Annotated in this window: 18 protein-coding genes; 13 read left to right on the top strand and 5 right to left on the bottom strand. The window is 67.1% G+C overall.

Going from position 1 to position 24,256, the window contains the following annotated elements; all coding sequences use genetic code 11:
- Window positions 1-3 precede the first annotated feature (3 nt).
- The 7 genes from ACTJJK_RS13810 to ACTJJK_RS13780 all read left to right on the top strand — a co-directional run bounded on the left by ACTJJK_RS13810 (window position 4) and on the right by ACTJJK_RS13780 (window position 8,448).
- The gene (locus ACTJJK_RS13810) at window positions 4-1,119 is read left to right on the top strand and encodes an NAD(P)/FAD-dependent oxidoreductase (RefSeq protein ID WP_440730495.1); all 1,116 of its coding nucleotides are present in this window, start codon (window positions 4-6) and stop codon (window positions 1,117-1,119) included.
- Window positions 1,116-1,364, top strand: coding sequence for a 2Fe-2S iron-sulfur cluster-binding protein (locus ACTJJK_RS13805; RefSeq protein ID WP_223620728.1), 249 nt, complete (start codon window positions 1,116-1,118; stop codon window positions 1,362-1,364). Before ACTJJK_RS13810 ends, ACTJJK_RS13805 begins: the two co-directional genes overlap by 4 nt.
- Window positions 1,357-2,676, top strand: a complete 1,320-nt coding sequence (locus ACTJJK_RS13800) for an FAD-dependent oxidoreductase (RefSeq protein ID WP_440730494.1) — start codon at window positions 1,357-1,359, stop codon at window positions 2,674-2,676. The genes ACTJJK_RS13805 and ACTJJK_RS13800 overlap by 8 nt, the downstream gene beginning before the upstream one ends.
- Complete coding sequence (locus tag ACTJJK_RS13795; protein ID WP_440730493.1) at window positions 2,676-3,581, top strand: dihydrodipicolinate synthase family protein; 906 nt, start codon at window positions 2,676-2,678, stop codon at window positions 3,579-3,581. Before ACTJJK_RS13800 ends, ACTJJK_RS13795 begins: the two co-directional genes overlap by 1 nt.
- Window position 3,582: 1 nt before the next feature.
- A complete protein-coding gene (locus ACTJJK_RS13790) occupies window positions 3,583-5,169 on the top strand; it encodes an aldehyde dehydrogenase (NADP(+)) (RefSeq protein WP_440730492.1) in 1,587 nt (528 codons plus the stop codon).
- Window positions 5,166-6,368, top strand: coding sequence for a M24 family metallopeptidase (locus ACTJJK_RS13785; RefSeq protein WP_031371922.1), 1,203 nt, complete (start codon window positions 5,166-5,168; stop codon window positions 6,366-6,368). The genes ACTJJK_RS13790 and ACTJJK_RS13785 overlap by 4 nt, the downstream gene beginning before the upstream one ends.
- Window positions 6,369-6,579: 211 nt before the next feature.
- Window positions 6,580-8,448, top strand: a complete 1,869-nt coding sequence (locus ACTJJK_RS13780; protein WP_440730491.1) for a DUF885 domain-containing protein — start codon at window positions 6,580-6,582, stop codon at window positions 8,446-8,448.
- A 1,140-nt stretch (window positions 8,449-9,588) separates the two neighbouring features.
- Here the strand turns inward: ACTJJK_RS13780 and ACTJJK_RS13775 are convergent.
- The 4 genes from ACTJJK_RS13775 to ACTJJK_RS13760 all read right to left on the bottom strand — a co-directional run bounded on the left by ACTJJK_RS13775 (window position 9,589) and on the right by ACTJJK_RS13760 (window position 14,058).
- A complete protein-coding gene (locus ACTJJK_RS13775) occupies window positions 9,589-10,317 on the bottom strand; it encodes a L,D-transpeptidase family protein (protein ID WP_440730520.1) in 729 nt (242 codons plus the stop codon).
- Between the two features lie 158 nt (window positions 10,318-10,475).
- Window positions 10,476-11,324 carry a MurR/RpiR family transcriptional regulator gene (locus ACTJJK_RS13770; protein ID WP_031373018.1) on the bottom strand — a complete coding sequence of 283 codons (849 nt, stop codon included), beginning with the start codon at window positions 11,322-11,324 and terminating at the stop codon, window positions 10,476-10,478.
- A gap of 52 nt (window positions 11,325-11,376) precedes the next feature.
- Complete coding sequence (locus ACTJJK_RS13765; RefSeq protein WP_031373019.1) at window positions 11,377-12,474, bottom strand: dipeptide epimerase; 1,098 nt, start codon at window positions 12,472-12,474, stop codon at window positions 11,377-11,379.
- Between the two features lie 150 nt (window positions 12,475-12,624).
- On the bottom strand, window positions 12,625-14,058 hold the full coding sequence (locus ACTJJK_RS13760; RefSeq protein WP_051885187.1) for a C40 family peptidase: 1,434 nt from the start codon (window positions 14,056-14,058) through the stop codon (window positions 12,625-12,627).
- A gap of 369 nt (window positions 14,059-14,427) precedes the next feature.
- On the opposite strand from ACTJJK_RS13760, the gene ACTJJK_RS13755 reads away from it, so the two are divergent.
- The 4 genes from ACTJJK_RS13755 to ACTJJK_RS13740 all read left to right on the top strand — a co-directional run bounded on the left by ACTJJK_RS13755 (window position 14,428) and on the right by ACTJJK_RS13740 (window position 21,248).
- Entirely contained in the window at window positions 14,428-15,786 is a 1,359-nt protein-coding gene (locus tag ACTJJK_RS13755; protein ID WP_440730519.1) for a transglutaminase-like domain-containing protein, read from the top strand.
- A 42-nt stretch (window positions 15,787-15,828) separates the two neighbouring features.
- Window positions 15,829-18,801 (top strand): TonB-dependent receptor, encoded by a 2,973-nt coding sequence (locus ACTJJK_RS13750; protein WP_440730490.1) that lies wholly within the window; start codon window positions 15,829-15,831, stop codon window positions 18,799-18,801.
- Window positions 18,802-18,907: 106 nt separating this feature from the next.
- The gene (locus ACTJJK_RS13745; protein WP_200875858.1) at window positions 18,908-20,530 is read left to right on the top strand and encodes a serine hydrolase; all 1,623 of its coding nucleotides are present in this window, start codon (window positions 18,908-18,910) and stop codon (window positions 20,528-20,530) included.
- Window position 20,531: 1 nt separating this feature from the next.
- Window positions 20,532-21,248 carry a M15 family metallopeptidase gene (locus ACTJJK_RS13740; protein WP_235186324.1) on the top strand — a complete coding sequence of 239 codons (717 nt, stop codon included), beginning with the start codon at window positions 20,532-20,534 and terminating at the stop codon, window positions 21,246-21,248.
- Between the two features lie 235 nt (window positions 21,249-21,483).
- Here ACTJJK_RS13740 and ACTJJK_RS13735 read toward each other — a convergent pair whose 3' ends face one another.
- The gene (locus tag ACTJJK_RS13735; protein ID WP_031373025.1) at window positions 21,484-22,593 is read right to left on the bottom strand and encodes a serine hydrolase domain-containing protein; all 1,110 of its coding nucleotides are present in this window, start codon (window positions 22,591-22,593) and stop codon (window positions 21,484-21,486) included.
- 413 nt (window positions 22,594-23,006) lie between these two features.
- On the opposite strand from ACTJJK_RS13735, the gene ACTJJK_RS13730 reads away from it, so the two are divergent.
- A complete protein-coding gene (locus ACTJJK_RS13730) occupies window positions 23,007-23,474 on the top strand; it encodes a MarR family winged helix-turn-helix transcriptional regulator (protein ID WP_031373026.1) in 468 nt (155 codons plus the stop codon).
- 124 nt (window positions 23,475-23,598) lie between these two features.
- Window positions 23,599-24,024, top strand: coding sequence for an organic hydroperoxide resistance protein (locus ACTJJK_RS13725; protein WP_031373027.1), 426 nt, complete (start codon window positions 23,599-23,601; stop codon window positions 24,022-24,024).
- Window positions 24,025-24,256: the final 232 nt, after the last annotated feature.

Here is a 24,256-nt window from a genome sequence, read left to right as displayed (position 1 = left end):
GGCATGAGCGCAGCGCCTTCCAACAGCTACGACCTGATCGTGGTCGGTGCCGGCATCGTCGGCAGCGCCTGCGCCGAGCGTGCCGTGCAAGAGGGGCTGCGGGTCGCCGTGGTCGAGCCCGGCCCGGTCGGCGGCGGTGCAACCGCGGCGGCGATGGGGCATCTGGTGGCGATGGACGACGACCCGGCCGAGTTGGCTTTGTCGCGGTATTCGCTGGCGCTGTGGGAACGCTTCGCCGATCTGCCCGAAGCCGAATTCAGCCGTTGCGGCACCTTGTGGGTCGCGCGCGAGGCGCGCGAGTTCGACGGCGTCGCCGCGAAGATCGCGCGCCTGGCCGTGTCCGGCGTTCGCGCGCAGCGAATCGGCGCCGACGAGTTATACCGACTCGAGCCCGGCCTCACCCCGGGGCTGTGCGGCGGCATGTTGGTCGCCGACGAGGCGGTGGTGTATCCGCCGCGCGTCGCCCAGCATCTGTTCGAGCGCGCCCTGCAGGCCGGCGCTACGGCGTTCCTGGGGCGTCGGGTCGTCGAGCTGAGCGCCAACGGTGCGCGCCTCGACGACGGCAGCGAATTGGTCGGTCCGGTCCTGGTCGCGACCGGTTGCGGCGTGCCCGAGCTATTGCCGCAGTTGCCGATGCGCGCACGCAAAGGGCATCTGGTCATCACCGAACGCTACCCCGGGCGGGTGCGCCATCAACTGCTCGAACTCGGCTATGCCGACAGCGCCCACGGCGATGCCGACAGCAGCGTCGCCTTCAACGTGCAGCCGCGTCCGACCGGGCAGATCCTGATCGGCTCCTCGCGCGAGTTCGGTGTCGAGGATCGCGCGGTGTCGCTGCCGATGCTGCGGCGCATGCTCGACCGCGCCTTCGCGTTCCTGCCGATGTTGCGCGAGTTGCAGGCGCTGCGGGTGTGGACCGGTTTCCGGCCGACCACGCCCGACGGCCGGCCCTACATCGGCGCGGTCGCCGACCGGCCGCGCACTTGGGTCGCGGCCGGCCACGAAGGGCTCGGCGTGACCACCGCGCTGGGCACGGCGCAGTTGTTGCTCGATCAGATGCTCGGCCGCGCGCCGGCGATCGATCCCGCGCCCTTCTTGCCGGAGCGCGCGTTGCGATGAAACGTCCGAGCGTGCAGTTGTCGATCGACGGCATCGCCGTCGAAGTGCCGGCCGGGGCCAACGTCGCCGCGGCCGTGGCCCAACTCGGTCTGCGTTTTCGCCGCTCGCGCAGCGGCGAGGCGCGTGCGCCGCTGTGCGGCATGGGCCTGTGTTTCGAATGCCGGGTCAGCATCGACGGCGTCGCCCATCAACGCGCCTGCGTAGTGGTGGCGCGCGACGGCATGCAGGTGCAGCGCGATGACTGAGCCCTGCGACGTGCTGGTGATAGGCGCCGGCCCGGCCGGGCTGGCAGCGGCCCGCGCCGCGGCGAGCCACGGCGTCAACGTCGTGCTGGTCGATCTGCAGGCGAACCCGGGCGGGCAGGTCTGGCGCCACGATGTGCGCAAATCGGCACCGACCGCCGCGCGCCTCGCAGTGGCGGAGATGCGCGCGCGCAGCAATCTGCACTGGCTGCCGCAGGCGCAGGTCGTCGCGACCGCGCCGGGCCGGGTGCTGATCGAAGAAGCCGGCCTGGTGCGCGAAATCGAATACGGCGCCCTGGTGCTGGCCACCGGCGCGCGCGAGTTGTTGCTGCCGTTCCCGGGCTGGACCTTGCCCGGCGTCACCGGCGCCGGCGCTTTGCAGGCACTGGTCAAGCAAGGCTGGCCGATCGCCGGCAAGCGCGTGCTCCTCGCCGGCAGCGGCCCGCTGCTGTTGGCCTCGGCCGCGACCTTGCGCCGACACGGCGCGCAGGTGCTGGCGATCTGCGAACAGGCGCCGGACGCGGCGCTGATGGCGTTCGCCTCGCAGTTGTGGCGCTGGCCGGGCAAGTTGCTGCAGGCCGCGGCGTTGCGCACGCGCCTGGCCGGCGTGGCCTATCGGCGCGCGAGCTGGGTGCGCGCCGTGCACGGCGACGAGCGGGTGCGCGAAGTCGAGATCGCAAGCGCGCGCGGAGTCGAACGCATCGCCTGCGACCAGGTCGCGGTCGGCTACGGCCTGGTGCCGAACACCGAACTCGCCGCGCAGCTGGGCTGCGCGCTCGAACTCGACGGTCGCCATCCGCGCGTGCGCGTCGACGAGCGGCTGATGACCAGCGTCGACGGCGTGTACGCAGCCGGCGAAGCCTGCGGCATCGGCGGCGTCGATGTCGCGCGTGTCGAAGGCGCGATGGCCGGTCACGCCGCCGCCGGCGCAGACGATGCCGCGCGTGCGCTGCGTCCGCGCCGTCGCCACGCACGCGCCTTCGCCGCTCTGTTGCCGCGTTACTTCGACCTGCGCGACGACGTGCGCAAGCTCGCCGAGCCGGCCACGCTGGTATGCCGCTGCGAGGACGTGGCGTTGGCGCAGTTGCAAGGATATTCCGACGCGCGCGCGGCCAAGCTGGCCACGCGTTGCGGCATGGGCAGTTGCCAGGGCCGCATCTGCGGCACGGCGCTGACCGAGTTGGGTCTGCTGGTGCCGGCGACGCGTGCGCATGCCGCGCGGCCGCCGGTTTTTCCCACCCGGCTGGCCAGTTTGGCCGCAGCCGGCTCTTGTTCCGATCGTACTTTCCTTACCGAATCCAAAGGGTCTGTCTAATGAGCAATGCTTCGTTCTGGCGTGGCGTCATCCCCGCGATCACCACCCCGTTCCGCGCCGACGGTGCGATCGATCACGCCTTCCTCGCCGAACACGCGCGCACCTTGATCGATGCCGGCTGCGTCGGCATCGTGCCGCTGGGTTCGCTCGGCGAAGCGGCGACGCTGAGCTTCGAGGACAAGCTGGCGATCCTGCGCACCCTGGTGCAGGCGCTCGACGGCCGCGCGCCGGTGATCCCCGGCATCGCCGCGCTGTCGACCGACGAAGCCGTGCGCCTGGCGCGCGAGGCCGCGGCGATCGGCTGCGCCGGCCTGATGGTGCTGCCGCCGTACGTGTATTCGAGCGACTGGCGCGAAATGAAGGCGCATGTGCGCGCGGTCATCGAAGCGACCCCGCTGCCGTGCATGCTCTATAACAATCCGATCGCCTACAAGACCGATTTCGTGCCCGAGCAGATCGCCGAACTCGCCGCCGAACTGCCGAACCTGCAGGCGGTTAAGGAATCCTCGACCGACGTGCGCCGCTTCGCCGCGATCCGTTCGCTGCTGGGCGAGCGTCTCGACCTGCTGGTCGGCATGGACGATGCGGTGGTCGAGGGCGTGGCGATGGGCGCGACCGGCTGGATCGCTGGCCTGGTCAACGCCTATCCGAAGGAATCGGTGCAGTTGTTCGAACTCGCCCGCGACGGCGGTGCGCGCGCCGCGGCCGATCTCTACGCCTGGTTCTTGCCGCTGTTGCGCCTGGACACCGTGCCTAAGTTCGTCCAACTGATCAAGCTGGTGCAGGAGCGCGTCGGCCTGGGCAGCGAACACGTGCGCGCGCCGCGCATGGCCCTGGTCGGCGCCGAGCGCGACGCCGCGCTCGCCGTGATCGAGCGCGCCATCGCCGCGCATCCGGGCCGCTGAGATGGGCGCGCGCGAACCGGTACTGATCGAAGGGCGCTGGCAGGCCTCGCGCGATGCCGGCGGCGATTTCCGCGCCTTCGATCCGACCCGCGGCACGCCGTTCGGACCGGCGTTCCCGGTGTCCGGCGCGGCCGACGCCGAGGCCGCGCTGGCCTCGGCCTGCGCCGTCGCCGACGAACTGGCCGCGGCCGATCCCGAACGCATCGCCGATTTCCTCGAGGCGTATGCGCTCGGCATCGAACACGACGGGCCGGACCTGGTCGCGCTCGCGCATCTGGAAACGGCGCTGCCGATCGAACCGCGTCTGGCCAAGGTCGAATTGCCGCGCACCACCGGGCAGTTGCGCCAGGCCGCGCGGGCGGTACGCGAGCGCTCGTGGACGCAGCCGACCATCGACACCGCGGCCGGTCTGCGCAGTCATCTCGCGCCGCTGCACAAACCGGTGCTGATCTTCGGGCCGAACAATTTCCCGTTCGCCTTCAACGCGGTGGCCGGCAGCGATTTCGCTTCGGCCATCGCCGCCCGCAACCCGGTCATCGCCAAAGTGCATCCCTCGCACCCGGCGACCAGCCAGCGTCTGGCCGAACTCGCCCACCGCGCCCTGGTCGAGGCCGGCTTGCCGGCCGCGGCCTTGCAAGTGCTGTATCACCTCGACCCCGCGCACGGGCTGGCCCTGGCCGGCGATGCGCGGCTCGGTGCGCTCGCCTTCACCGGCAGCCGCAACGCCGGCCTGGCGCTGAAGGCGCGGGCCGACGCGGCGGGCGTGCCGGCCTATCTGGAACTGTCCAGCGTCAATCCGGTGTTCTTGCTCGAAGGCGCGCTGCGCGAGCGCGGCGACGCGTTGGCGCAGGAGTTCTTCGCGTCCTGCACCATGGGCACCGGTCAGTTCTGCACCCATCCCGGCATCGTGGTGCTGCCGCGCGGCGCCGACGGCGATGGCTTCGTCGCCGCAGCCGCGGCTTCGTTCGCGCAGGCCCCGTCCGGGGTGATGTTCTCGCGCGGCGTGCTCGATCATCTGCAGCAAGGGCTCAGCGATTGGCGCGAGGCCGGCGCGGAACTCGTCGCCGGCGGCGCCGCGGCCGAAGGCGAGGGATATCGCGTGCAACCGGCGTTGCTCAGCGTCGATGCGGCGACCTTCCTGGCCGATCGGCGCTTGCAGAGCGAGGCCTTCGGGCCGGTGAGCCTGGTCGTGCGCGTCGACGGTATCGAACAGGCCGTGGCGATCTCGCAGGGGCTCGAAGGCAATCTGACCGGCACCATCTATGCCGGCGAACCCGACGCCGCCGACGAGGCCCGCCTGGCGGCGAGCCTGCGCCCGCGCGTCGGCCGCCTGATCGCCAGCCGCATGCCGACCGGCGTCGCAGTGAGTCCGGCCATGCACCATGGCGGGCCCTACCCGAGCACCGGCCATCCCGGCTTCACTGCGGTCGGGTTGCCGGCGGCGATTCGCCGCTTCGCCGCCTTGCATTGCTACGACCACGTGCGCGACGAATTGCTGCCGCTGGAGTTGCGCGACCGCAATCCAGGCGGCATCGCGCGTCAGGTCGACGGCCGCTGGACCTACGACGACCTTGGAGCTGCGCCTTGAATCAGATCGGTGGTTTGACCCTCGAGCAGGCGCGTGCCGGCCTGCAACCGTGGAGTGAGCGCGCACCGGCGATCGGCGCCCACGAGTACGCGCAACGCATCGAGCGTGCGCGCGAGCTGATGCGGCGCGAGGGCTGCGAGGCCTTGCTGATCACCGCCGGCACCTCGCTGCGTTATTTCACCGGGGTGCCCTGGGGCGCCAGCGAGCGCCTGGTGGCGATGCTGCTGACCCTCGACGGCGACCCGGCGGTGATCTGCCCGGGCTTCGAATCCGGCTCGCTTTCGCACGTGCTCAAGATCCCGGGCCAATTGCGCCTGTGGGAAGAACACGAAGACCCCTGCGCACTCGTCCTCGACACGATGCGCGCGCGCGGCGCCGCCCGGCTGGCGCTCGACCCGGGCGCGCCGTATGCGGTGTTCACCGCCTTGCGCGCGCTGGCGCCGACGCTCGACATCGTCGATGCGAGCGCCATCGTCGACGGTTGCAGGGCACGCAAGACCGAGGCCGAACTGGCGTTGATGAAGCAGGCCACGGCGATGACCCTGCAGGTGCACCGGCTCGCCGCCGGCCTGGCCGACGAGGGCGTGAGCACGGCGACCTTGCGCCGTTTCATCGACGAGGCGCATCGCGCGTTCGGTGCCGACAATGGTTCGACCTTCTGCATCGTCCAGTTCGGCGAAGCGACCGCGTACCCGCACGGCATTCCCGGCGAGCAGACCCTGCGCGAAGGCGAACTGGTGTTGATCGACACCGGCTGCGCGGTGCAGGGCTATCAGTCCGACATCACCCGCACCTACATCTGCGGCCGTGCCGGCGCCGAGCAAAAGCGGATCTGGGACCTCGAACTCGCCGCGCAACGGGCCGCGTTCGATGCGGTGCGCCCCGGCGTCAGCGGCGAAGCGGTCGATCAGGCCGCGCGCACGGTGCTCGAACGCGGTGGCCTGGGCCCGGACTATCGTCTGCCCGGCTTGCCGCACCGCACCGGGCACGGCTGCGGCATGAGCGTGCACGAGACGCCGTATCTGGTCCGCGGCAACCGGGTCGGGCTGGAGCCCGGCAACTGCTGCTCGAACGAGCCGATGATCGTGGTGCCCGGCCAGTTCGGGGTGCGGTTGGAGGATCACTTCTACGTGACCGAGAACGGCGCGGCCTGGTTCACCCCGCCGTCGCTGGCGATCGACCGGCCGTTCGCCGATTGAGTCGCCGGCGGCGTTGAGTCCGCTGGCGACCACCGGGCTTCCTCTGCACGGGCCGCCTGCCGCGCCGGTATCGGCGGTCCCCCCGGGCGGCCCGTTCAGAGGGGGAAGCCATGGCGCGGATCGGCATCGGCAGACACTTCAGGCACATCCGCGTTCGCGCGGATTGCCGCATGATGGCCCGCATCCGTCCGAATCCCGAACGAGTCCCGCGATGATTTCGATCCGAACTGCTCCGCCGCGCGCGCCCCTGGCCGCTCTGACTGCCGCCTTGTTGCTCGGCCTGAGCCTGGCGCCGGCTTTCGCCGCCGAACCGCCCGCCACCGCGGCGCCGTCCGCGTCCGCGGCCGATGAGGCGAGTGCGCGCGACAGCGAAGCCGGCGTGCGTTTCAAGGCGCTGTACACGCGCGAATGGAAATGGCGGCAGGCGCAGTTCGCCGGCGGCGACGACGAAGACGTGCAGGGCCAGGCCTCGAGCCGTCTGCCCAAGGTCGACCTCGCCACTCAGGCCGAGCGCGAGCGTTATTGGGCGCAGGTGCTGAAGGAACTCGACGCGATCGACAAGGCGCAGCTGCGCGGCGAAGACCCGGTCAACTACGAGGTGTTCCGCCAGCAGATCCAGAGCCTGCTCGCCAACCAGCGCCTGCGCGGTTGGGAGATGCCGTTCAACAGCGACAGCGCGTTCTGGACCAACCTGGGTTTCACCGCGCGCCGTCCGATCCGCGACGCCGAAGGCTATCGCCGTTACCTCGGCCAGCTGCGCGACATCCCGCGTTATTTCGACGAACAGATCGACAACATGCGCGCCGGTCTGGTGCGCGGCTACAGCGTGCCGCGCGTGACCCTGACCGGGCGCGACGCCTCGATCAAGGAAGTAGTCGACGCCAAGCTCGACGACAACCTGCTCTACACCCCGTTCAAGCAGATGCCGGCGAACATGCCCGCGGCCGAACAGGCCCGCTTGCGCGCCGAGGCGGCCAAGGCGATCGACGAGCAGGTGCTGCCGGCGTATCGCAAGCTGTTGGCCTTCATGCAGGACGAGTACATGAAGCAGGCCCGCACCACGCTGGCGGCCGAGGCCATGCCCGACGGCGAGGCGCTGTACCGGGCCAAGATCCGCGAATACACCACGCTCGATTTGCCGCCGGCGCAGATCCACAAGATCGGCCTGGAGGAAGTGGCGAAGATCCGCGCGCAGATGGACCAGACCATCGCCAAGACCGATTTCAAGGGCACGTTCCCGGAATTTCTGCATTACCTGCGCACCGATCCGAAGTTCTACCCGAAGACCGGCGACGAACTGCTGATGCGCGCCTCGTGGCTGGCCAAGCGCGTCGACGGCCAGATCGGCAACTACATCGGCCTGCTGCCCCGCCAGCGTTTCGCGATCCGGCCGGTGCCGTCGGACCTGGCGCCGTTCTACACCGCCGGCCGCGGCGGGCGCGACGTGTACCTGCTCAACACCTACGACCTGCCGTCGCGGCCGCTGTTCAACCTGGCCGCGCTGACCCTGCACGAATCCGCGCCGGGGCATTCGCTGCAGACCTCGCTCGCCGCCGAGCACGAAGGCCTGCCGGACTTCCGCCGCTACACCTACATCTCCGCCTACGGCGAAGGTTGGGCTTTGTACTCGGAGAAGCTCGGCATCGAGATGGGCCTGTACGACACGCCCTACGACTACTTCGGCTATCTGACCTACCAGATGTGGCGCGCGAGTCGGCTCGTGGTCGACACCGGCATCCACCACCTCGGCTGGAGCCGCGAACGCGCCCAGGCCTTCCTGCGCGACAACACCGCGCTCAGCGAACATGAAATCCAGACCGAGGTCGACCGCTACATCGGTTGGCCGGGCCAGGCGCTGTCGTACTACCTCGGCCAGATGAGCATCGAGCGCGCGCGTGCGAAGGCCGAACAGGCGCTCGGCCAGGACTTCGACATCCGTGCCTTCCACGATGCGATTCTCGCCCTGGGTTCGGTGCCGTTGCCGGTATTGGAGCAGCGTGCCGATCGTTTCATCGAGGAGAGTCGCGCGAAGGCGGCGCAGCGGACGAAGACCGCCGCCGCGGCGGCTGCGAAGCCTTGATCGGTCGTTGTATCGATTAGCGGCATGGGCACGTCGCTTCTCCTGTAGGAGCGGCGTGAGCCGCGATAGGAACGCGCAGAACCCGCACTGCCGTTGCCGCTGATCGAAATCTCGAAACTATCGCAGGGTAGGAGCGACGCGAGTCGCGACCGCGCGGTCTCCCGCTGCGGCGTTTGCTGCCGCAGACTCGTAAAGCAAAATCTAAAGCTTCCGTCCGCTGACGCGGCCGGGTTACTTTCTTTTGCTAAGCCCAAAAGAAAGGTAACCAAAGAAAAGGGCTCTCCTTGTAAGGGCACAGGCCACGAGTGCGATGCGGTCGCCGGGATTTTTCGATAGGACATCCTTGTCCTATCGCGGCATTCCATTTAACAGCCGGGCGCACGTCCTGTGCGCCGCCCTCCGGGTCTACGGTTGCATCGAAAGTTTGGAGCTGCGCCAAGCTTTCACCGCAACAGCAACAGCAACAGAAATCATCAGGTGGTGCTTGTGCTTTGGGGTAGGAGCGGCGCGAGCCGCGACCGCGCCATGGCGACAACGACGCGGCGATCTGGAGGCACGGTCGCGACTCACGTCGCTCCTACACGGGGTGGTGTCGTCGCATATAGCTGTGGCTGTGCGCCGCCGAGTACTCGCGAAGGCAATAGAAGGCCCGAAGGGCGGCGCGCAAGGATGCGCGCCGTTTTTCATCGGGACAGGGATGTCCCGTATGTAGATCCCTGCGTCGGCATCGAACGTGCGGGGCTGTGATTCAAAGCAAAGGCCACTTCTTTGATTACTTTTGACCGAAGGGAATCCAGACGGACTTTGGTTGCTTTAGACAAAAGAAAGTTACCCGCCGCTTTAGTGGCGGAAGCTTTAGGCGTTTGATCTTGATGTTGCTTGAGCGATACGCCGCGAGACCATTACCGCGCGGTCGCGGCTCGCGCCGCTCCTACCCCTGTTGGCACCGCCACAGCAGATTCACCGCGGCGTTTTAGCGACGGAAGCTCTAAGCGTTTGATCTTGATCTTGCTTGAAAGAAACGTGGCGAGACCGCAACAACGCGGTCGCGGCTCGCGCCGCCCTTACCCTTGGCGGCGCCGCTGCAGCAGATTCGCCGAGACGATGCCGCAATCGGTCTGCGACACGACAACGCTGCCCTCAACGCCCCGCCGGCTCCGGCAATCCCCAGGCCCGCCAATGTTGCGCGTACTGCGCCTGCGGCAACAGCACGAACACCGGCTGCGCTTCGGGCTTCAGCCACGCCAGCAAACGGTCCATCTCGCCCTCATCCATCGCGGTGCAGCCGGCGGTGGCTTCGCCGGGGGCTTTCCACAGGTGGGCGAAGATGCAACTGCCCGCACCGGCGACGCCGGCGCGGTTGTGTTCGATCACGAAACCCTGGCGATAGCGTTGATCGCCGCCGGCGTGCAGGTCGCGGCGCATCGGTTCGGTGGAGCCGGCGACCGCGGCCTCGCCGACGGTCTTGGCATCGACGATGCGGTTGTACAAGGGCGAGTCGCTGACGTCGATGCAGTAGTCCGACACCGTCATCGCGCTGTAGGGCAGGGCGGTGGCGGCACGGTCGGCGTAGCCGAAGGCGGTGCCGATGTGGAACAGGCCGGCGGGGGCGCGGCCGTCGCCTTCGCGCTTGACCGGGCCGTCTTGCTGCGCCGGATGCAGGCCAAGGCCCCAGGCCGAACCGGTGCGCCCGATCGTTACCTCGGCGGCATCGCCGACCGAGCGCCAATGGCCACCGACGCGCTCGAAGCGCTGTAGCCGACCCTGGTTGGCGTCCCAGCCGGCCGTAGTCACGACCACCAGTTGCCCGGCCTGACTGGTTTCGCCGCCGTGGCGGTCGCTGCCGGTCGTGGCGCAGCCGGCCAGCATCAGGGCCAGTCCCGCCGCGATGAGACCGGCGCAACGGCGCAGGCCCGAGGCGGGCTTGAGCCTGGCCCCGGGCCTGGCTGGGGATGCGGAGTCGCCCACGGACGACGGCAAACGGAAGGACCGGAGCATGGGCATTCCTCGCGGCGCATCGCGCGGCATCAGGTGTCGAGCATGTCCTGGATGCGTTCGGCGTTGCTGTCGAGCTGGCTGAGCCGGCCCTGGCCGCGTTCGCACAGCAGGATGAAGATCAGGTCGAGGAGGTGCTGCAGCGCCGATTGGTACAGCAGCGGCTCGACATGGGCGCGCTCGTCGTGGGCCGAGACCAGCAGGGAGAAATCGGCATGGGCGCGCAGCGGGTTGGGGGTGTGGCGGGTCACCGAAACGACCTTGCCGCCCGCTTCGCCGAAGGTGCGCGCCAGGTGGCACAGCGCGGTCTGCTTGCCGAGCTCGGAGAACACCAGCAGCAGGTCGTTCTGGTTCGCGGTGGCGGTGCTGGCGGTCATCAGCACCGGGTCGAAATGGTGGACGCTGAGGATGCCGATCATCGCCAGCTTCATCGCCAGGGCGCGGGCCGGGATGCCGTCCTCGCCCAGGCCGATGATGAACACCCGGCGCGCGTCCTGGATCAGCTCGGCGATGGCGTCGATGCGCTCGGCCGGGTTGATCAGCCGGGTTTCCTCCTCGGCGCGGGCCTTGCCGTGCCACAGGCGCTCGGCCAGGGCGGCATGCGGGTCGGCGTGGACCGATTCGACCGCGTGGGCGTCGTCGTGGCCGTGGCCGCGCGCGACCGCCTCGCCGATCGAGTACTTCAGGTCCGGATAGCCCTTGAAGCCGAGCTTCTGGCTGAACTTGACCACGCTCGACTGGCTGATGCCGAGCGCGTTGGCCAGCTGCTGCGAGGAATAGTCACGCAGCAGGTGCGCGTTCTCGAGCAGGTAATCGGCGATCCGGCGTTCGATCGCCGACATCTGGTCGCGTTCGGAGCGGATCTTGAGCAAGGGCGACATCGGCGGGTCCAGTCCTGTACGGCTAATCCTGTGGCGAAACCGGAGCCGCGGCTCAGACGTCGAGCGGTTCCAGGCCGCGGATCTCGCGGATGCCCAGACCCGGCGCGTCGGTCACCGTGATCTCCGATTCGTTGAAGATAACTCCCCCGTCGACCGGATTGAACGCGCACAGCGAGGGACCGTCCAGATCCACCTTGGTGATCACATTGGATTTGGCCACCGCCAGGTGGACCGCGGCGGCGACGCTGATGCTGGTCTCGATCATGCAGCCGATCATGCATTCGACCCCGTACATGGCGGCGATATCGGCGATCTGGATGGCCTTGGACAGGCCGCCGGTCTTCATCAGCTTGATGTTGATGATGTCGGCGGCGCGCATCCGGATCAGGTCGATGACCTCGGCCGGGCCGAACACGCTTTCGTCGGCCATGATCGGGGTGTGGACCCGATCCGTGACGTACTTCATACCGTCGAGGTCCTGGGCCTTGACCGGTTGCTCGACCAGTTCCAGGCGCACCCCGGCGTCTTCCAGGGTCTGCAGGGCATACACCGCCTGCTTGGCGGTCCAGCCCTGGTTGGCGTCCAGGCGCAGCAGGGCGCGGCCTTCGACCGCGGCATAGATCGCCTTGACCCGCTCGATGTCGACGCCGATGTCCTTGCCGACCTTGATCTTCAGCGACTCGAAGCCGCGGTCGACCGCGGCGATCGAGTCGGCGACCATCTTCTCGATGTAGTCCACGCTGATGGTGATGTCGGTGGTGATGACCGGGTCGCCGCCGCCGAGCATCTTGTACAGCGGGGCGCCGTAAAGCTGGCCCCACAGGTCGTAGACCGCGATCTCGACCGCGGCCTTGGCGCTGGAATTCTTCTCCAGCGCGCCCTGGATCAGGCCGGTGATGCGGTTGAGGTTGGCGATCTCCTCGCCGATCAGGCGCGGCGAGATGAACTTGCGGATCGCCTCGACGATCGAACCGTGGGTGTCGCCGGTGATCACCGCCGTCGCCGGCGCTTCGCCGTAGCCGATGTGGCCGGTATCGGTGTGGACGGTGACGACGATGTCCTCGACCACGTCGACCGTGCGCAGCGCGGTCTTGAACGGGGTCTTCAGCGGGACCCGCAGCATGCCGAATCGGATGTCGGTGATCTTCATGTGGTCGGTAAGGTCTTGGTTCGTTCGGCGTGTTCGGTGGTTGGGAGGGTGGCGGCGCTCGGCGACGCTACTTCGGATGGGGTCGACGGCGGTGTGAAGTCGGCGACCGTGGCTTGGGAGAGGATCGCTCTCCGGCGTGGATGGCCTCGCTCATGGACGAATACGTTGAATGCTGGTGATCCGGTCCACGGTCGGCTGCTCGCGGTTGAACAGCAGCGGCACCAGCGGCGTCACCGAGACGCCGTTGAGGTGCACGCGCGCCAGTTCGCCGGTGCGGTCGCGGAAGGTGATGCCGGTGGTGTCGTGGATCACGTAGGGCCAGCCGTCCTCGTGGCCGACCACCATCATCACGTGGCCGGGGATGTAGATCAGGTCGCCCACTTCCAGGGTCTTGAGGATCTTCAGGCGGTCCTCGTGGCCGACGTCGTCGGCCAGGTCGATGCGGTTGTAGGCCGGGCTGACCGCCTGGTCGCGAGTATTGCGCGGCAGCTGCACGCCGAAGCTGCGGTAGATCTCGGAAACGAAGCCGCTGCAGTCGCGGGTGTTGTAGGAATGCCCCCAGCCGTAGCGTTCGCCGAGGAACTTGAAGCCCTGGCGGACCAAGTTAGCCTGCGTCAGCGGCAAGTAGTCCGCGGCGGTGTCCGCGGTGCGCGGCAGCAGCGCCGGGGAAAACTGCAAACGCCCCGCGCCGTCGCGATACGGCAGCTCGATCACATGCGAGGCGTAGTGGTGTTGGCCGTTGACCGGGCGCTCGGCCGGCCAGTCGGCGAGCAGCGGCACGCGCACGCCCATCTCCAACTGCACGTCCGACACGCCGGGCTGTTCGGGCGCATGCACGGTGCGCGCGGTCGCGCCGGTGACGACCAGGTAGGGCGCCTTGCGGGTGTAGGCGAAGATCGGCTTGGCCTCGCCCTCGGCGATGCGGTCCTTCTCGACCCAGGCCGCGTACAGCTCGCTGACCACGAACCAGTACTGGCCGTCGAGGCTCTCGTGCACGATCGCCACCGGCGTGCCCGGGAACAGCGCGCTTTCCTGGTAGCGGTCGATGTCGGTGTCGCCGCGCGCGGTGAACACGCGCAGCCGGGTCGGGAAGGTGCGCAGGTCGGCGCGGCGCACGACCATGCCGTAGCGGGTGTCTTGTAGCGCCGGGATGGCGTCGAGGGCCAGGGCGTCGCCGAGTTGCTGCAAGGTCGGCGCCGGCACTTCCTCGCCGCGCTCGTCGTACAGGGTTTCCTCGCGCGCCTGCGACAGCGCCGCGATCCACTCGCGTACCTGCGCACGTCGCAGTTTTGCCGGCAGATGTTCGATATCGTGCACCGACGGGTCGAGCCGATGCAGGCGCTGGTTCTGCGCGTCGATCGCTTTGCGGTCGAGTATCGTCGTGTCGGGCTGGGTCTGCTGGCGTATCCAGTAGTCCGCGTTCAATTGCCCCTCCTCGATGCCGATCACGCCGGTCGCCGGCGTGCGCGCAGTCTCGCGTGCGAAGGCCGGCACCGCGCCCAAGGGCACGGCTGCCAACAACGCCGCGATCAACAGCGCGGCGCGGCCATGGGAATGCTGCGGGTGGCGAGTGTCGCTACGCATCGCTTCATGCTCCGGGCGCGCTGGGCCGATCCCGCGCGCCGTCACAGGCCCGATGCCGGTCGTCCGGCACCCACCCGGCTTCGACGAACGCGCGACGTCGGGTCGGTCCGCAGAATACATACTTCCTACAAAAAATAGATAGAGAATAATTTATTGACCGGGTCCGCCCTTCATGTTACACAGCCATGAATCGATGGCCCCCGCGTGGGTGACACCAGGTATGGATCCCGTGACTGACCTGCTGTTTATCGCTCCCCGCGCGAGGGCCATCGTCTTCTTCGCTGGGAGTTGGCGGGCGGCCGTGCTGGCCGCGGCGCTGGCCGTGGCCGCGCNGCGGCCACGGACGACGCCGGCGAACGCCTCGCCGCTATCGTGGCCCTGGTCGATACCGGTCATTTCGAAGGCGCCCGGGCCCGCATCGCCGAGGCCCTGGCCCGCCCCGGGACGACCGCGCCGCAACGCCAAGCGCTGGAGTTCGAGCGCGAGCGCATGCGTCGCATCCGCCTGGACTTCACCCTCGACGAAGCCCAGGCCCAGGCCAAGCTGCGCGAGCAGATCCCCGACCTGCGCGCCGACGAGTTCGCCGCCTGGGACCGCGCCGGCCTGCTCGAATACCTCATCATCGACGGCGACAAGCGCTATTTCCAACGTGCGCCGTCGAACCTGTTCCGGCTCAGCGAGCAAGCCCTGGCGCGACGCAAGCCCGGTGCCAAACCGCTGAGCCATGGGCCGATGGAAGTGCTCAACGCCCATCACGCCGAAGTACGCGATGCCGCGCTCAAGAGCGGGCTCGCCCATGCCGCGCCGCGGCGCGTGCGCGTAACCCAGTCGCTGACCGTCGAGGCCGATGCGGTGCCGGCCGGCAAGACCGTGCGCGCCTGGCTGCCGTATCCGCGCGCCTTGCCGCGGCAGCAGGAAGGCATCCGCTATCTCGCCAGCACGCCGGCCGGCCATCGCATCGCCCCGGAGTCGGCCCTGCAGCGCACGGTCTATCTGCAACAGACCGCGAAGGCCGGGCAGCCCACCAAGTTCCAGGTGCAGTACGAACTGACCGTCTATGGCCAGTACCGTGCGATCGATCCCGACAAGGTGGTGCCGGCACCGGTGAACCAAGACACCCGGCCTTATCTGGGCGAACGCGCGCCGCACATGGTCTACACCGACGCGCTGCGCAAGTTCTCGCGCGAAGTGGTCGGCGACGAAACCAATCCTTACCGCATCGCCAAGAAGCTCTACGCCGCGGTCGACCGCATTCCCTGGGCCGGCGCGCGCGAGTACTCGACGATCTCCAACATCAGCGACTACGCCCTGCACGCCGGCCATGCCGACTGCGGCCAGCAGACCTTGCTGCTGATGACCCTGCTGCGCCTCAACGGCATCCCGGCGCGCTGGCAGTCGGGCTGGGTCTACGGCGACGACGGCTACACCAACATGCACGACTGGGCCTGGATGTACCTGGCGCCCTACGGCTGGATGCCGGTCGACGTCACGACCGGCCGCCTCGATTCGTCCGACGCGCAGCTCGCCGATTTCTACTTCGGCGGCTTCGATGCCTATCGCATCGCGTACAACGACGACTACGGCCGCGACTTCGTCCCGGCCAAGACGCACGAACGCTCCGAAACCGTGGATTCGCAACGGGGCGAGGTCGAGTGGGAAGGGGGAAATCTCTACTTCGACCAATGGGACTACGACTACGAGACACAAGTGCTGCCCGCCAAGGCTTGAGCAGGCGGAGCGGCGTCCATCATTCTGGGGAGGAAGTGCGGTATGAACGGCAAGACCTTGCGTAAGTCCGGGCTGTGTATGGCGATGGGGATCTGCCTTGCTTCGATGGCGCTGCAGCCGGCGCTGGCGGCCAACACCGACGGCTCGCTCGCCGGCCGGGTGACCGCCGGCGCCGAGGTCACGGTGCGCAGCACCGAGACCGGCTTCACTCGCACCGTGAAGGCCGACGAGAGCGGCAACTACCGCTTCCCGTTCCTGCCGATCGGCACCTATCAGTTGCAGGCCAGCAAGGACGGCGCCGCGGTCGGCGAGCCGATCGAGGTGGTGGTGAGCCTGGGCAACGAGGCCAACATCAACCTCGGCGACGCGACCAATCTCGGCGCAGTGCAGGTGATCGGCTCGCGGGTGATCTCGCCGGTCGACGTGCGTTCGACCGAATCGGCGACCAATGTCACCCGCGAGGAGCTTTCGCGCCTGCCGGTCGAGCGCGACCCGCTGGCCGTGGCCTTGCTGGCACCAGGCCTGACCAAGGGAGACAACGACCTTGGTGGCATTTCCTTCGGCGGTTCCTCGGTGGCCGAGAATTCGGTGTACATCAATGGTCTGAATGTCACCGACTTCTACAACCGCGTGGGCTTTTCCTCGGTTCCTTTCGGGTTCTACAAAGAATTCCAGGTCAAGACCGGCGGCTATTCGGTCGAGTTCGGTCGTACTACCGGCGGCGTGATCAATGCCGTTACTCGTTCTGGTACCAACGAATTCCAGTACGGGGCGGAGTTCGTATGGGAACCCCGTTCGGGGCAATCCAAGGCCAAGGATCGATATGCCAACGGACGACGCTATCTGACCTACAGCTACGACGACTACGATCGTTCCAGCCTTAACGTCTTCGCCTCCGGCCCGATCGTGCGCGACAAGCTGTTCTTCTTCGCCATGTACGAGGCCCGAGATTACCAACCGAATAATACGGACGACCGCGGCACCACCTTGACCAAGGGCGACGCCGACAACGGTTTCTGGGGCACTAAGCTGGATTGGCAGATCAACGACAAGCATCTGCTCGAGTTTCTCGCTTTTTCCGATAAGGACGAGACGGTCAGCAAGATCTACGGCTTCAACGCCGACACTGGCAAACGATCGGCCAACACCGATACGACTTACTCGCACAGCGGCGGTAAGAACTGGGCTCTGACCTACACCGGCTATCTGACCGACGCGTTCTCGGCCAAAGCCATGTATGGCAAGAATGAGCGCAATCGCGCCACCAGCAGCCTCACCGACATCAACTGCAACCGAGTCGTGGACAGCCGCGATATCGATCTCGACATCCGTACCGGATGCACCAATAGTTCCCTGGTCGAAGAAGCCGTCGATGATCGCGAAGCCATGCGGCTCGACTTCGAATGGTCCTTGGGCAACCACCTGCTGCGTTTTGGCGTAGATCGAGAGAAGAACACTTCCGACTACCAGCGCTCATATCCGGGCGCCGGCGGCTTCCGCTACGACATCGGCCATCTGGAGCCCGGACGTCCGTTGCCGAATCCCGGCGGCGGTGTGGCGCCGCCGAGCGGCGACTATATTCGTGCACGGCGGCTCGAAGTGGACGGTACCTTCGAAACCATCAACAGCGCTTATTATGTCGAGGACAACTGGCAGATTACCCCGGACCTGATGCTCAATGCGGGCCTGCGCGTGGAGGCGTTCGATAATAAGGACAGCGAAGGCCGCAGTTACATCAAGATCGACGACATGCTGGCCCCCCGCCTGGGCTTCTCGTGGGATTTCAACGGCGATGGTCGCACCAAGGTCTTTGGCAATCTCGGGCGATATTTCCTGCCGGTCGCGAACGTCATCAACATCAAACAGGCCGGCGGATTCCTCGATGAACGCACCTACTACGCTTTTGGCGGTTACGAAGTTCGCAGCGAGGGTGGTCAGGACTATCTCTATCCAATCCTCGGGCCTCAGATCGGTCCCGTCGACAACTCGCAGGGCGACGGAAGCGTCGGCGACTTGCGTGGCGAGGTCGATGCCGACATGGACCCGGTCTATCAGGACGAGTTGATCCTGGGGTTTCAGACCATGTTGGGGGAGAAGTGGTCCTGGGGGCTGCGCGGCATCTATCGCAAGTTGCATAACGCCATCGACGATATGGAGATCACGTCCAATGGGCTCCTGTGCGATGGCGAGCCCGGCGAAGTCGGCTTCGTGATGGCCAACCCTGGCAAGACCTTGAAGGTCTATACCGACACCAATTGCGACGGCGTGAACGATGGTTATGTCGACATCGATACGTCCCGCGCGGGTTGGGCGATGTATGACGACGACGGCAATTACCTTGGCGATCGCGGCTGGGACAAACCCAAGCGTACGTATCGTGCGCTGGAGTTCGTGGTTGATCGAGCCTGGGACGATAAGTGGGAGTTTAATGCGTCATACACGTGGTCGCAGACCAAGGGCAATGCCGAGGGGCCCGTCACATCGGATTTCAATTTCGCCGATGCAGGTCGTACCGAGGCCTTCGACAATCCTTGGGTCAATTACGGCGCCTATGGTTATCTGCCGAATGATCGTCGTCACCAGATCAAGGCGCGTGGCACCTATGCGATCAACGATCACTGGCAGGTGGGCGCGACGTTAAGCGCTCAGTCCGGTCGGCCGATCAGCGCCATGGGTGTAGGAAATCCGTTCGACGGCACCATCTTCCACAGCTTCTTCATCTGTGTAGAAAACTGCGACGCAGCGGTTGCGTCCGAACGCGTCTATCAGCTGTATGGCCGCGGCAGCGCGGGACGTACGCCATGGACTTACGATGTTGGGGCCAGCTTGACCTACCAGCGTGCGTTCGGCAGGGCCAACTTCAAAGCTAAGTTGGCTGTCTATAACTTGTTTAATCAGCAGCGAACGATCGAAGTGGATGAAGAGGGGAGCGGCGATCCCGATGCCACTTTCCTGCGTCCGGTCGGTTTCCAGACGCCACGTTATAGTCAGTTGACGTTGTCCGTAAATTTCTAGTTGAAATTTCCCGGCAGATCTAATGGTGCGATAGATACATTCGCCTAGATTTGAAACCATGAAGCCCCGCAATGATGGGGCTTCCTCTTTCCCGCAGGACCGTCCGATGCGACACAGACCCCGTTCGCCGGTCCTGATTTTTATGCTTGCGCTGCTCGCGACGCCCCTGCCGGGCGCGGCGGCGGATCGCGTCGATGCGCCCGGCGCCGGTGACGCGAACCGGCGAGCGCTCGACCGCATTTTCGACGACGTCATGGGGCGTTACCGCCTGCCCGGGCTCGCGATCGGCGTAGTCGAAGACGGCGTGGTGACGTACGAGCGCACCGCCGGCGAGTTGGTGGCCGGCGAGGGCGCGGCGATCACGCCCGACAGCGTGTTCAAGATCGCCTCGAACACCAAGTCGATGACCACCGCCTTGCTGGCGCGTCTGGTCGATGCCGGCAAGCTGCGCTGGGACGACCCGGTGACCCGGCATCTGCCGGGTTTCCGCATGCACGAGGATTGGGTCACGCGCGAGATGCAGGTGCGCGATCTGTTGATCCACAACAGCGGCCTGCGCGCCGGCGCCGGCGACCTGATGCTGTGGCCGGAGCCGAACACCTTCACCCGTGGCGACATCCTGCACGGCCTGCGCTATCTCAAACCGGTGCACAGCTTCCGCTCGCGCTACGACTACGACAACCTGCTCTACATCGTCGCCGGCGAAGTGGCCGCCGCGGCCGGCGGCGCGCCTTATGAAACCCTGTTGCGGCGCGAAGTGTTCGCGCCCTTGGGCTTGTCGCGCTGCCGGATCGGCGATTGGAGCCGCGATGCGATTGGGGACGTCGCGCAACCGCACGTGCGTCGCGACGGCGGCAACGTCGCGGTGCGCCGCGACGGCGCGCAGATCGCGGCGACCACGATGGACCCGGCCGGCGGCGTGCGCTGCAGTCTGCGCGACATGACCGCCTGGATCGGTGCCTGGCTCGACCCCGGGCGCGCAGGCGTCGACGGCAAACCTTGGTTGTCGCCGCGGCAGCGTGAGGAGCTGTGGCGGCCGCAGATGGCGATGACGGTGTCGAAGCGGCAACGCGAATGGAGCCGGACCCATTTCGCCGCCTACGGCTACGGCTGGCGGCTCAGCGATGCCGACGGCCTGCTCAAGGTCTCGCACACCGGCACGCTGATGGGCATGTACTCGTTGGTGACCTTGCTGCCCGAGCGCCGTAGCGGTTTCGCCGTGTTGATCAACGGCGACGCCGGACAGGCGCGCAGCGTGCTCGACCAGGTCTTGAGCGAGCGCTACACCGCACCGGCGCGGGCCCGCCCGGTCGCCTATTACGCCGATACGCTGGAGCGCGAAGCGCAGGCGCCGGCGGCGAAGCGCGCGCCGGACACCTCGAAGCGCATGGCGATACCCGCTTCGGCGCTGCGCGACCGCCTGGGCGTCTATCGCGACCCTTGGTTCGGCGAGGCCTCGGTCTGCGCACGCGGCGACGGCGTCGAGTTCGCTGCGCGCAAGTCGCCCTTGCTCGCGGGTAAGATCGTCAGCGTCGGCGAGCGCCTGTTGCTCGACTGGACCGCGGACGAGGTCGATGCCGAGGCCTGGCTCGATTTCGCAGCCGCGGCCGACGGCGCCGTCACCCTGACACTGGCGAAGGTCGATCCCGATGCGGATTTCAGCTACGACTACGAAGACCTGGCGTTCGCGCGCGTCGGCGACTGCCCCATGGGCGAGGGCCGCCCTTGAGTTGAGCCTCGTTCTGGCGCTGAGCGCCTGCGCCGCCGCGCCGCCGCTCACGCCGCGGCCGAAGCCGCAGAGCGTCGCCCCGACGCTGTCGTCGGCGACCGATGCCGCCGCCGCGGGCATGGTCGAGATCCGCTCGCTGGTGCCGGACATCTCCCTCGACATCCGTTATGCCGGCGCCGACAACTTCGTCGGCCGCCCGGTGAAGGGATACGAGGCGGCCGGCTGCTATCTGCACGAACCCGTCGCCCAGGCTTTGGCCCGGGTCGAACGCAGCCTGCGCCCGCAGGGCTTGATGCTGCGGATCTACGATTGCTACCGGCCGGTGCGCGCGGTGCAGGACTTCGTCGCTTGGGCCGGCGACCTCGACGATCAGCGCAGCAAGCCGCAGTACTACCCGAACCTCGACAAGCGGGTCTTGCTCGGCGACTACATCTCGCCGACCTCGGGCCACAGCCGCGGCGCCACCGTCGACCTGAGCCTGCTGGAACTGCGCGAAGACCGCTTCGAGCCGATGGACATGGGTACGCCCTTCGACTTTTTCGACGAAACCGCGCACACCGCGTCGCCGAGCGTCAGCGTCCAGCAGCGCTCCAACCGCGAGCTGCTGCGCTCGGCGATGCGCCGCGAGGGGTTCGAGAACTATCCTCTGGAGTGGTGGCACTACACCTACAAGCCGGAGCCGACGCCGCAAACGGCGTTCGATTTTCCGGTGAGGTGAACGCAGGCCGGGACTTCGGCTTTCGGCGTTGCGCTTCGGCCTGGGCGTCCGCATTGCCTGTTTCCCCTCACCCCAACCCCTCTCCCGTAAACGGGAGAGGGGCCAAGAGCGGATGGCTTTGAGTCCCCTTTCCCGTTACGAGAGAGGGCTAAGAGCGGACGGCTGTGAGTCCCCTCTCCCGTTTACGGGAGAGGGTTAGGGTGAGGACGTAGTGCTGCGCGGCCTCAATCGAACCTCAACGCCCCGCGCCTGCGGCATCCGGCAAATACAGCTCGGCAATCCGCAAGGCCAGGCGATAGGGCTCGGGGTCGTTGCGATTGCTCAGCAACACCACGGTCAGGCGCCGCTGCGGGTAACGCACGATGACGTTGCGGAAGCCGATGCTTTCGCCGGAATGCCACAGAGTCTCGCCGGTGATGCGCCAACCGTAGCCATAGGCGACATCCGCCAAGTCGGTGGACGTATGCGGGCTGAAGGCCAGGCGTCGCGATGCGTCGCTGAGCAAGCGGTCGTCGTACAGGGCCGCGTCCCAGCGGGCCAGGTCGTCGATCGAGGAATAGATGCCGCCGTCGCCGAGCACCGCGCTAGTAGGGCTCTGGTCGGTGCGGGTCCAGCGGCGCTGCTCGAAGCTGTAGCCGTAGGCGCGGTGCGCGACTTCGGACAGGCCGCGCTCGTAGGCGACGGTGTGGCGCATGCCCAGCGGCAGGAAGATGCGTTCGCGCAGGAAGGCGGCGAAGCTCTTGCCCGAGGCTTTTTCGACCGTCAGCGCGAGCAGGGCGTAGCCGCTGTTGCTGTAGCGATAGTCCTGGCCGGGGATGAAGTAGGTGCGGTTCTGGCCTTCGAGGACGCGCAGCACGTCGCGGTCGTGCATCTGCCGATCGCGGTCGTCGAACTCCGGCGGCATGACGTCCTCGTAGTCGATCAGGCCCGAGGTGTGGCTGAGGATCTGGCGGAGGGTGATGGCATCGGCGGCCTTCGGCAGCGACGGCAGCCAACGTTTGATCGGGTCGTCCAGGCCGAGCTTGCCGTCCTGCGCGAGCAGCAACACCGCGGCGGCGGTGAACTGTTTGCTGATCGAGGCCAGGCGGTAGTTGGTCTGCGGCGTCGCGGCGGCGCCATCCTCGAGCACCGCCCGGCCGTAGCCGCGGCGCACCACGGCCTGACCGTCGCGCAGTACCAGCAAGGCGGCGCCGGGGCCGTCGCCGGCGTAGTCGCGCATCAAGGCGTCGACGCGGTCGGCCGTGGCCGGGTCGGCGTTCGCAGGATCGGTGGTGGAAGAAACCGGCGCGGCGGCGCAGCCGGCGATCAGGGCGGACAGCCCCAGCGTCAGGGTGATCGTTCGCATCGGCCGATAGTGCGGCAGGGTGGGGCGCGGCTGGAAGTGTCTTGGTTATGGTGGGGAGGGGGCGGCAAAGGCGGGCTCCGCCTTCCTTTGGCGGAGCCGAATACCCAGGGCTTTACCGAGGTATGACGCTGAAGTCTCTGGATTCCCGCTTTCGCGGGAATGACGGCTGGCGGTACGTCGCGAAACCGTCCTGCCGTCGTTACCGCGCAGCGGGCTCCGCTTTATTTCGGCGGAGCCGAATACCCACGGCTTCACTGAGGCATGACTCTTAAGTCTCTGGATCTCCGCCTTCGCGGAGATGACGGCTGCAGTAGCACCGCCCGGGATTCGATCCACCACTGGAACACTCCGGGACCGGATTCGGCGCCTGTCAGTGCTTGCTATTAAATAGCGCGCTATGTAAATTGAGCCCCATGAAGAAGCCCGCCGCCTCCGCCAAATCGCCGCAGCCGACCCTGCTGCTCGACGACCAGCTGTGCTTCGCCCTGTATTCCACCAGCCTGGCGCTCAACAAGGTCTATCGTAAGCTGCTCGCCAAGCTCGGCCTGACCTATCCGCAGTACTTGGTGATGATGGTGCTGTGGGAGCGCGACGAGGTGACGGTGTCGGAGATCGGCGAACGCCTGTTCCTCGATTCGGCCACCTTGACCCCGCTGCTGAAGCGGCTCGAAGCCGCCGGCCTGGTCACGCGTACCCGCGCCGCCAGCGACGAGCGCCAGGTCATCATCGAGTTGAGCAAGGCCGGGCGCGCGCTCAAGACCAAGGCCCAGGGCATTCCTCAGGGCGTGTCGTGCGCGGTCGAAGGTTGCTCCTACGAGCAACTGGCGCTGATCAAGCGGCAACTCGAAAGCCTGCGCGAAAGCCTGATCCGAAACGCTTGATCGATGCCGGCGGTCGCTCGCCGGAGGCATCGTTCGATTCTGTGAATAGTGTGCGATTAAATAGTCATCGATTCATTTCTGGCGGGCTTGCCGCCCGCCGTCACCACCCCACCGGAGCCTCACCATGTCCATCGAAAAAGTCCTCTACACCGCCCACGCTCACGTTACCGGCGGCCGCGACGGCCGCGCCGTCTCCTCCGACAACGCGCTCGACGCCAAGCTGACCACGCCGCGCGAACTCGGCGGCGCCGGCGGCGACGGCACCAACCCGGAGCAGTTGTTCGCCGCCGGTTATTCGGCCTGCTTCATGGGCGCGCTGAAGTTCGTCGCCGGCCGCGAGAAGATCGCGCTGCCCGCCGACGCGGCGATCGACGGCAGCGTCGGCATCGGCCAGATCCCGACCGGTTTCGGCATCGAAGTCGAACTGAAGATCTCCCTGCCGGGCCTGCCGCGCGAACAGGCGCAGGCGCTGGTCGACAAGGCCCACGTGGTCTGCCCGTACTCCAACGCCACCCGCGGCAACATCGACGTGACCTTGACCCTGGTCTGATCGGCGCGGCGATACCGCGTCGGCCCACGATGCGGCCGGTACGGGACTGCGAGCGATGACGAACGGCCCGGTTGCGCATGCAGCCGGGCCGTTTCCGTTCGAGCGCGGCACTGCGATGTTCGCGGCAATAGTCGATATCTTCCGCACGGCCTGTGCAGGCTGCACGGTGAGTTTCGGTGAGCTACATACAGCTGCCTGAATACGGGTGAGCGAACGTGAGTTCGCAATGCAG

This window comes from Lysobacter sp. 22409 (genome assembly GCF_052045105.1).
GTDB lineage: Bacteria > Pseudomonadota > Gammaproteobacteria > Xanthomonadales > Xanthomonadaceae > Lysobacter > Lysobacter antibioticus_B.
This window is presented reverse-complemented; position numbering and strand designations above follow the sequence as displayed.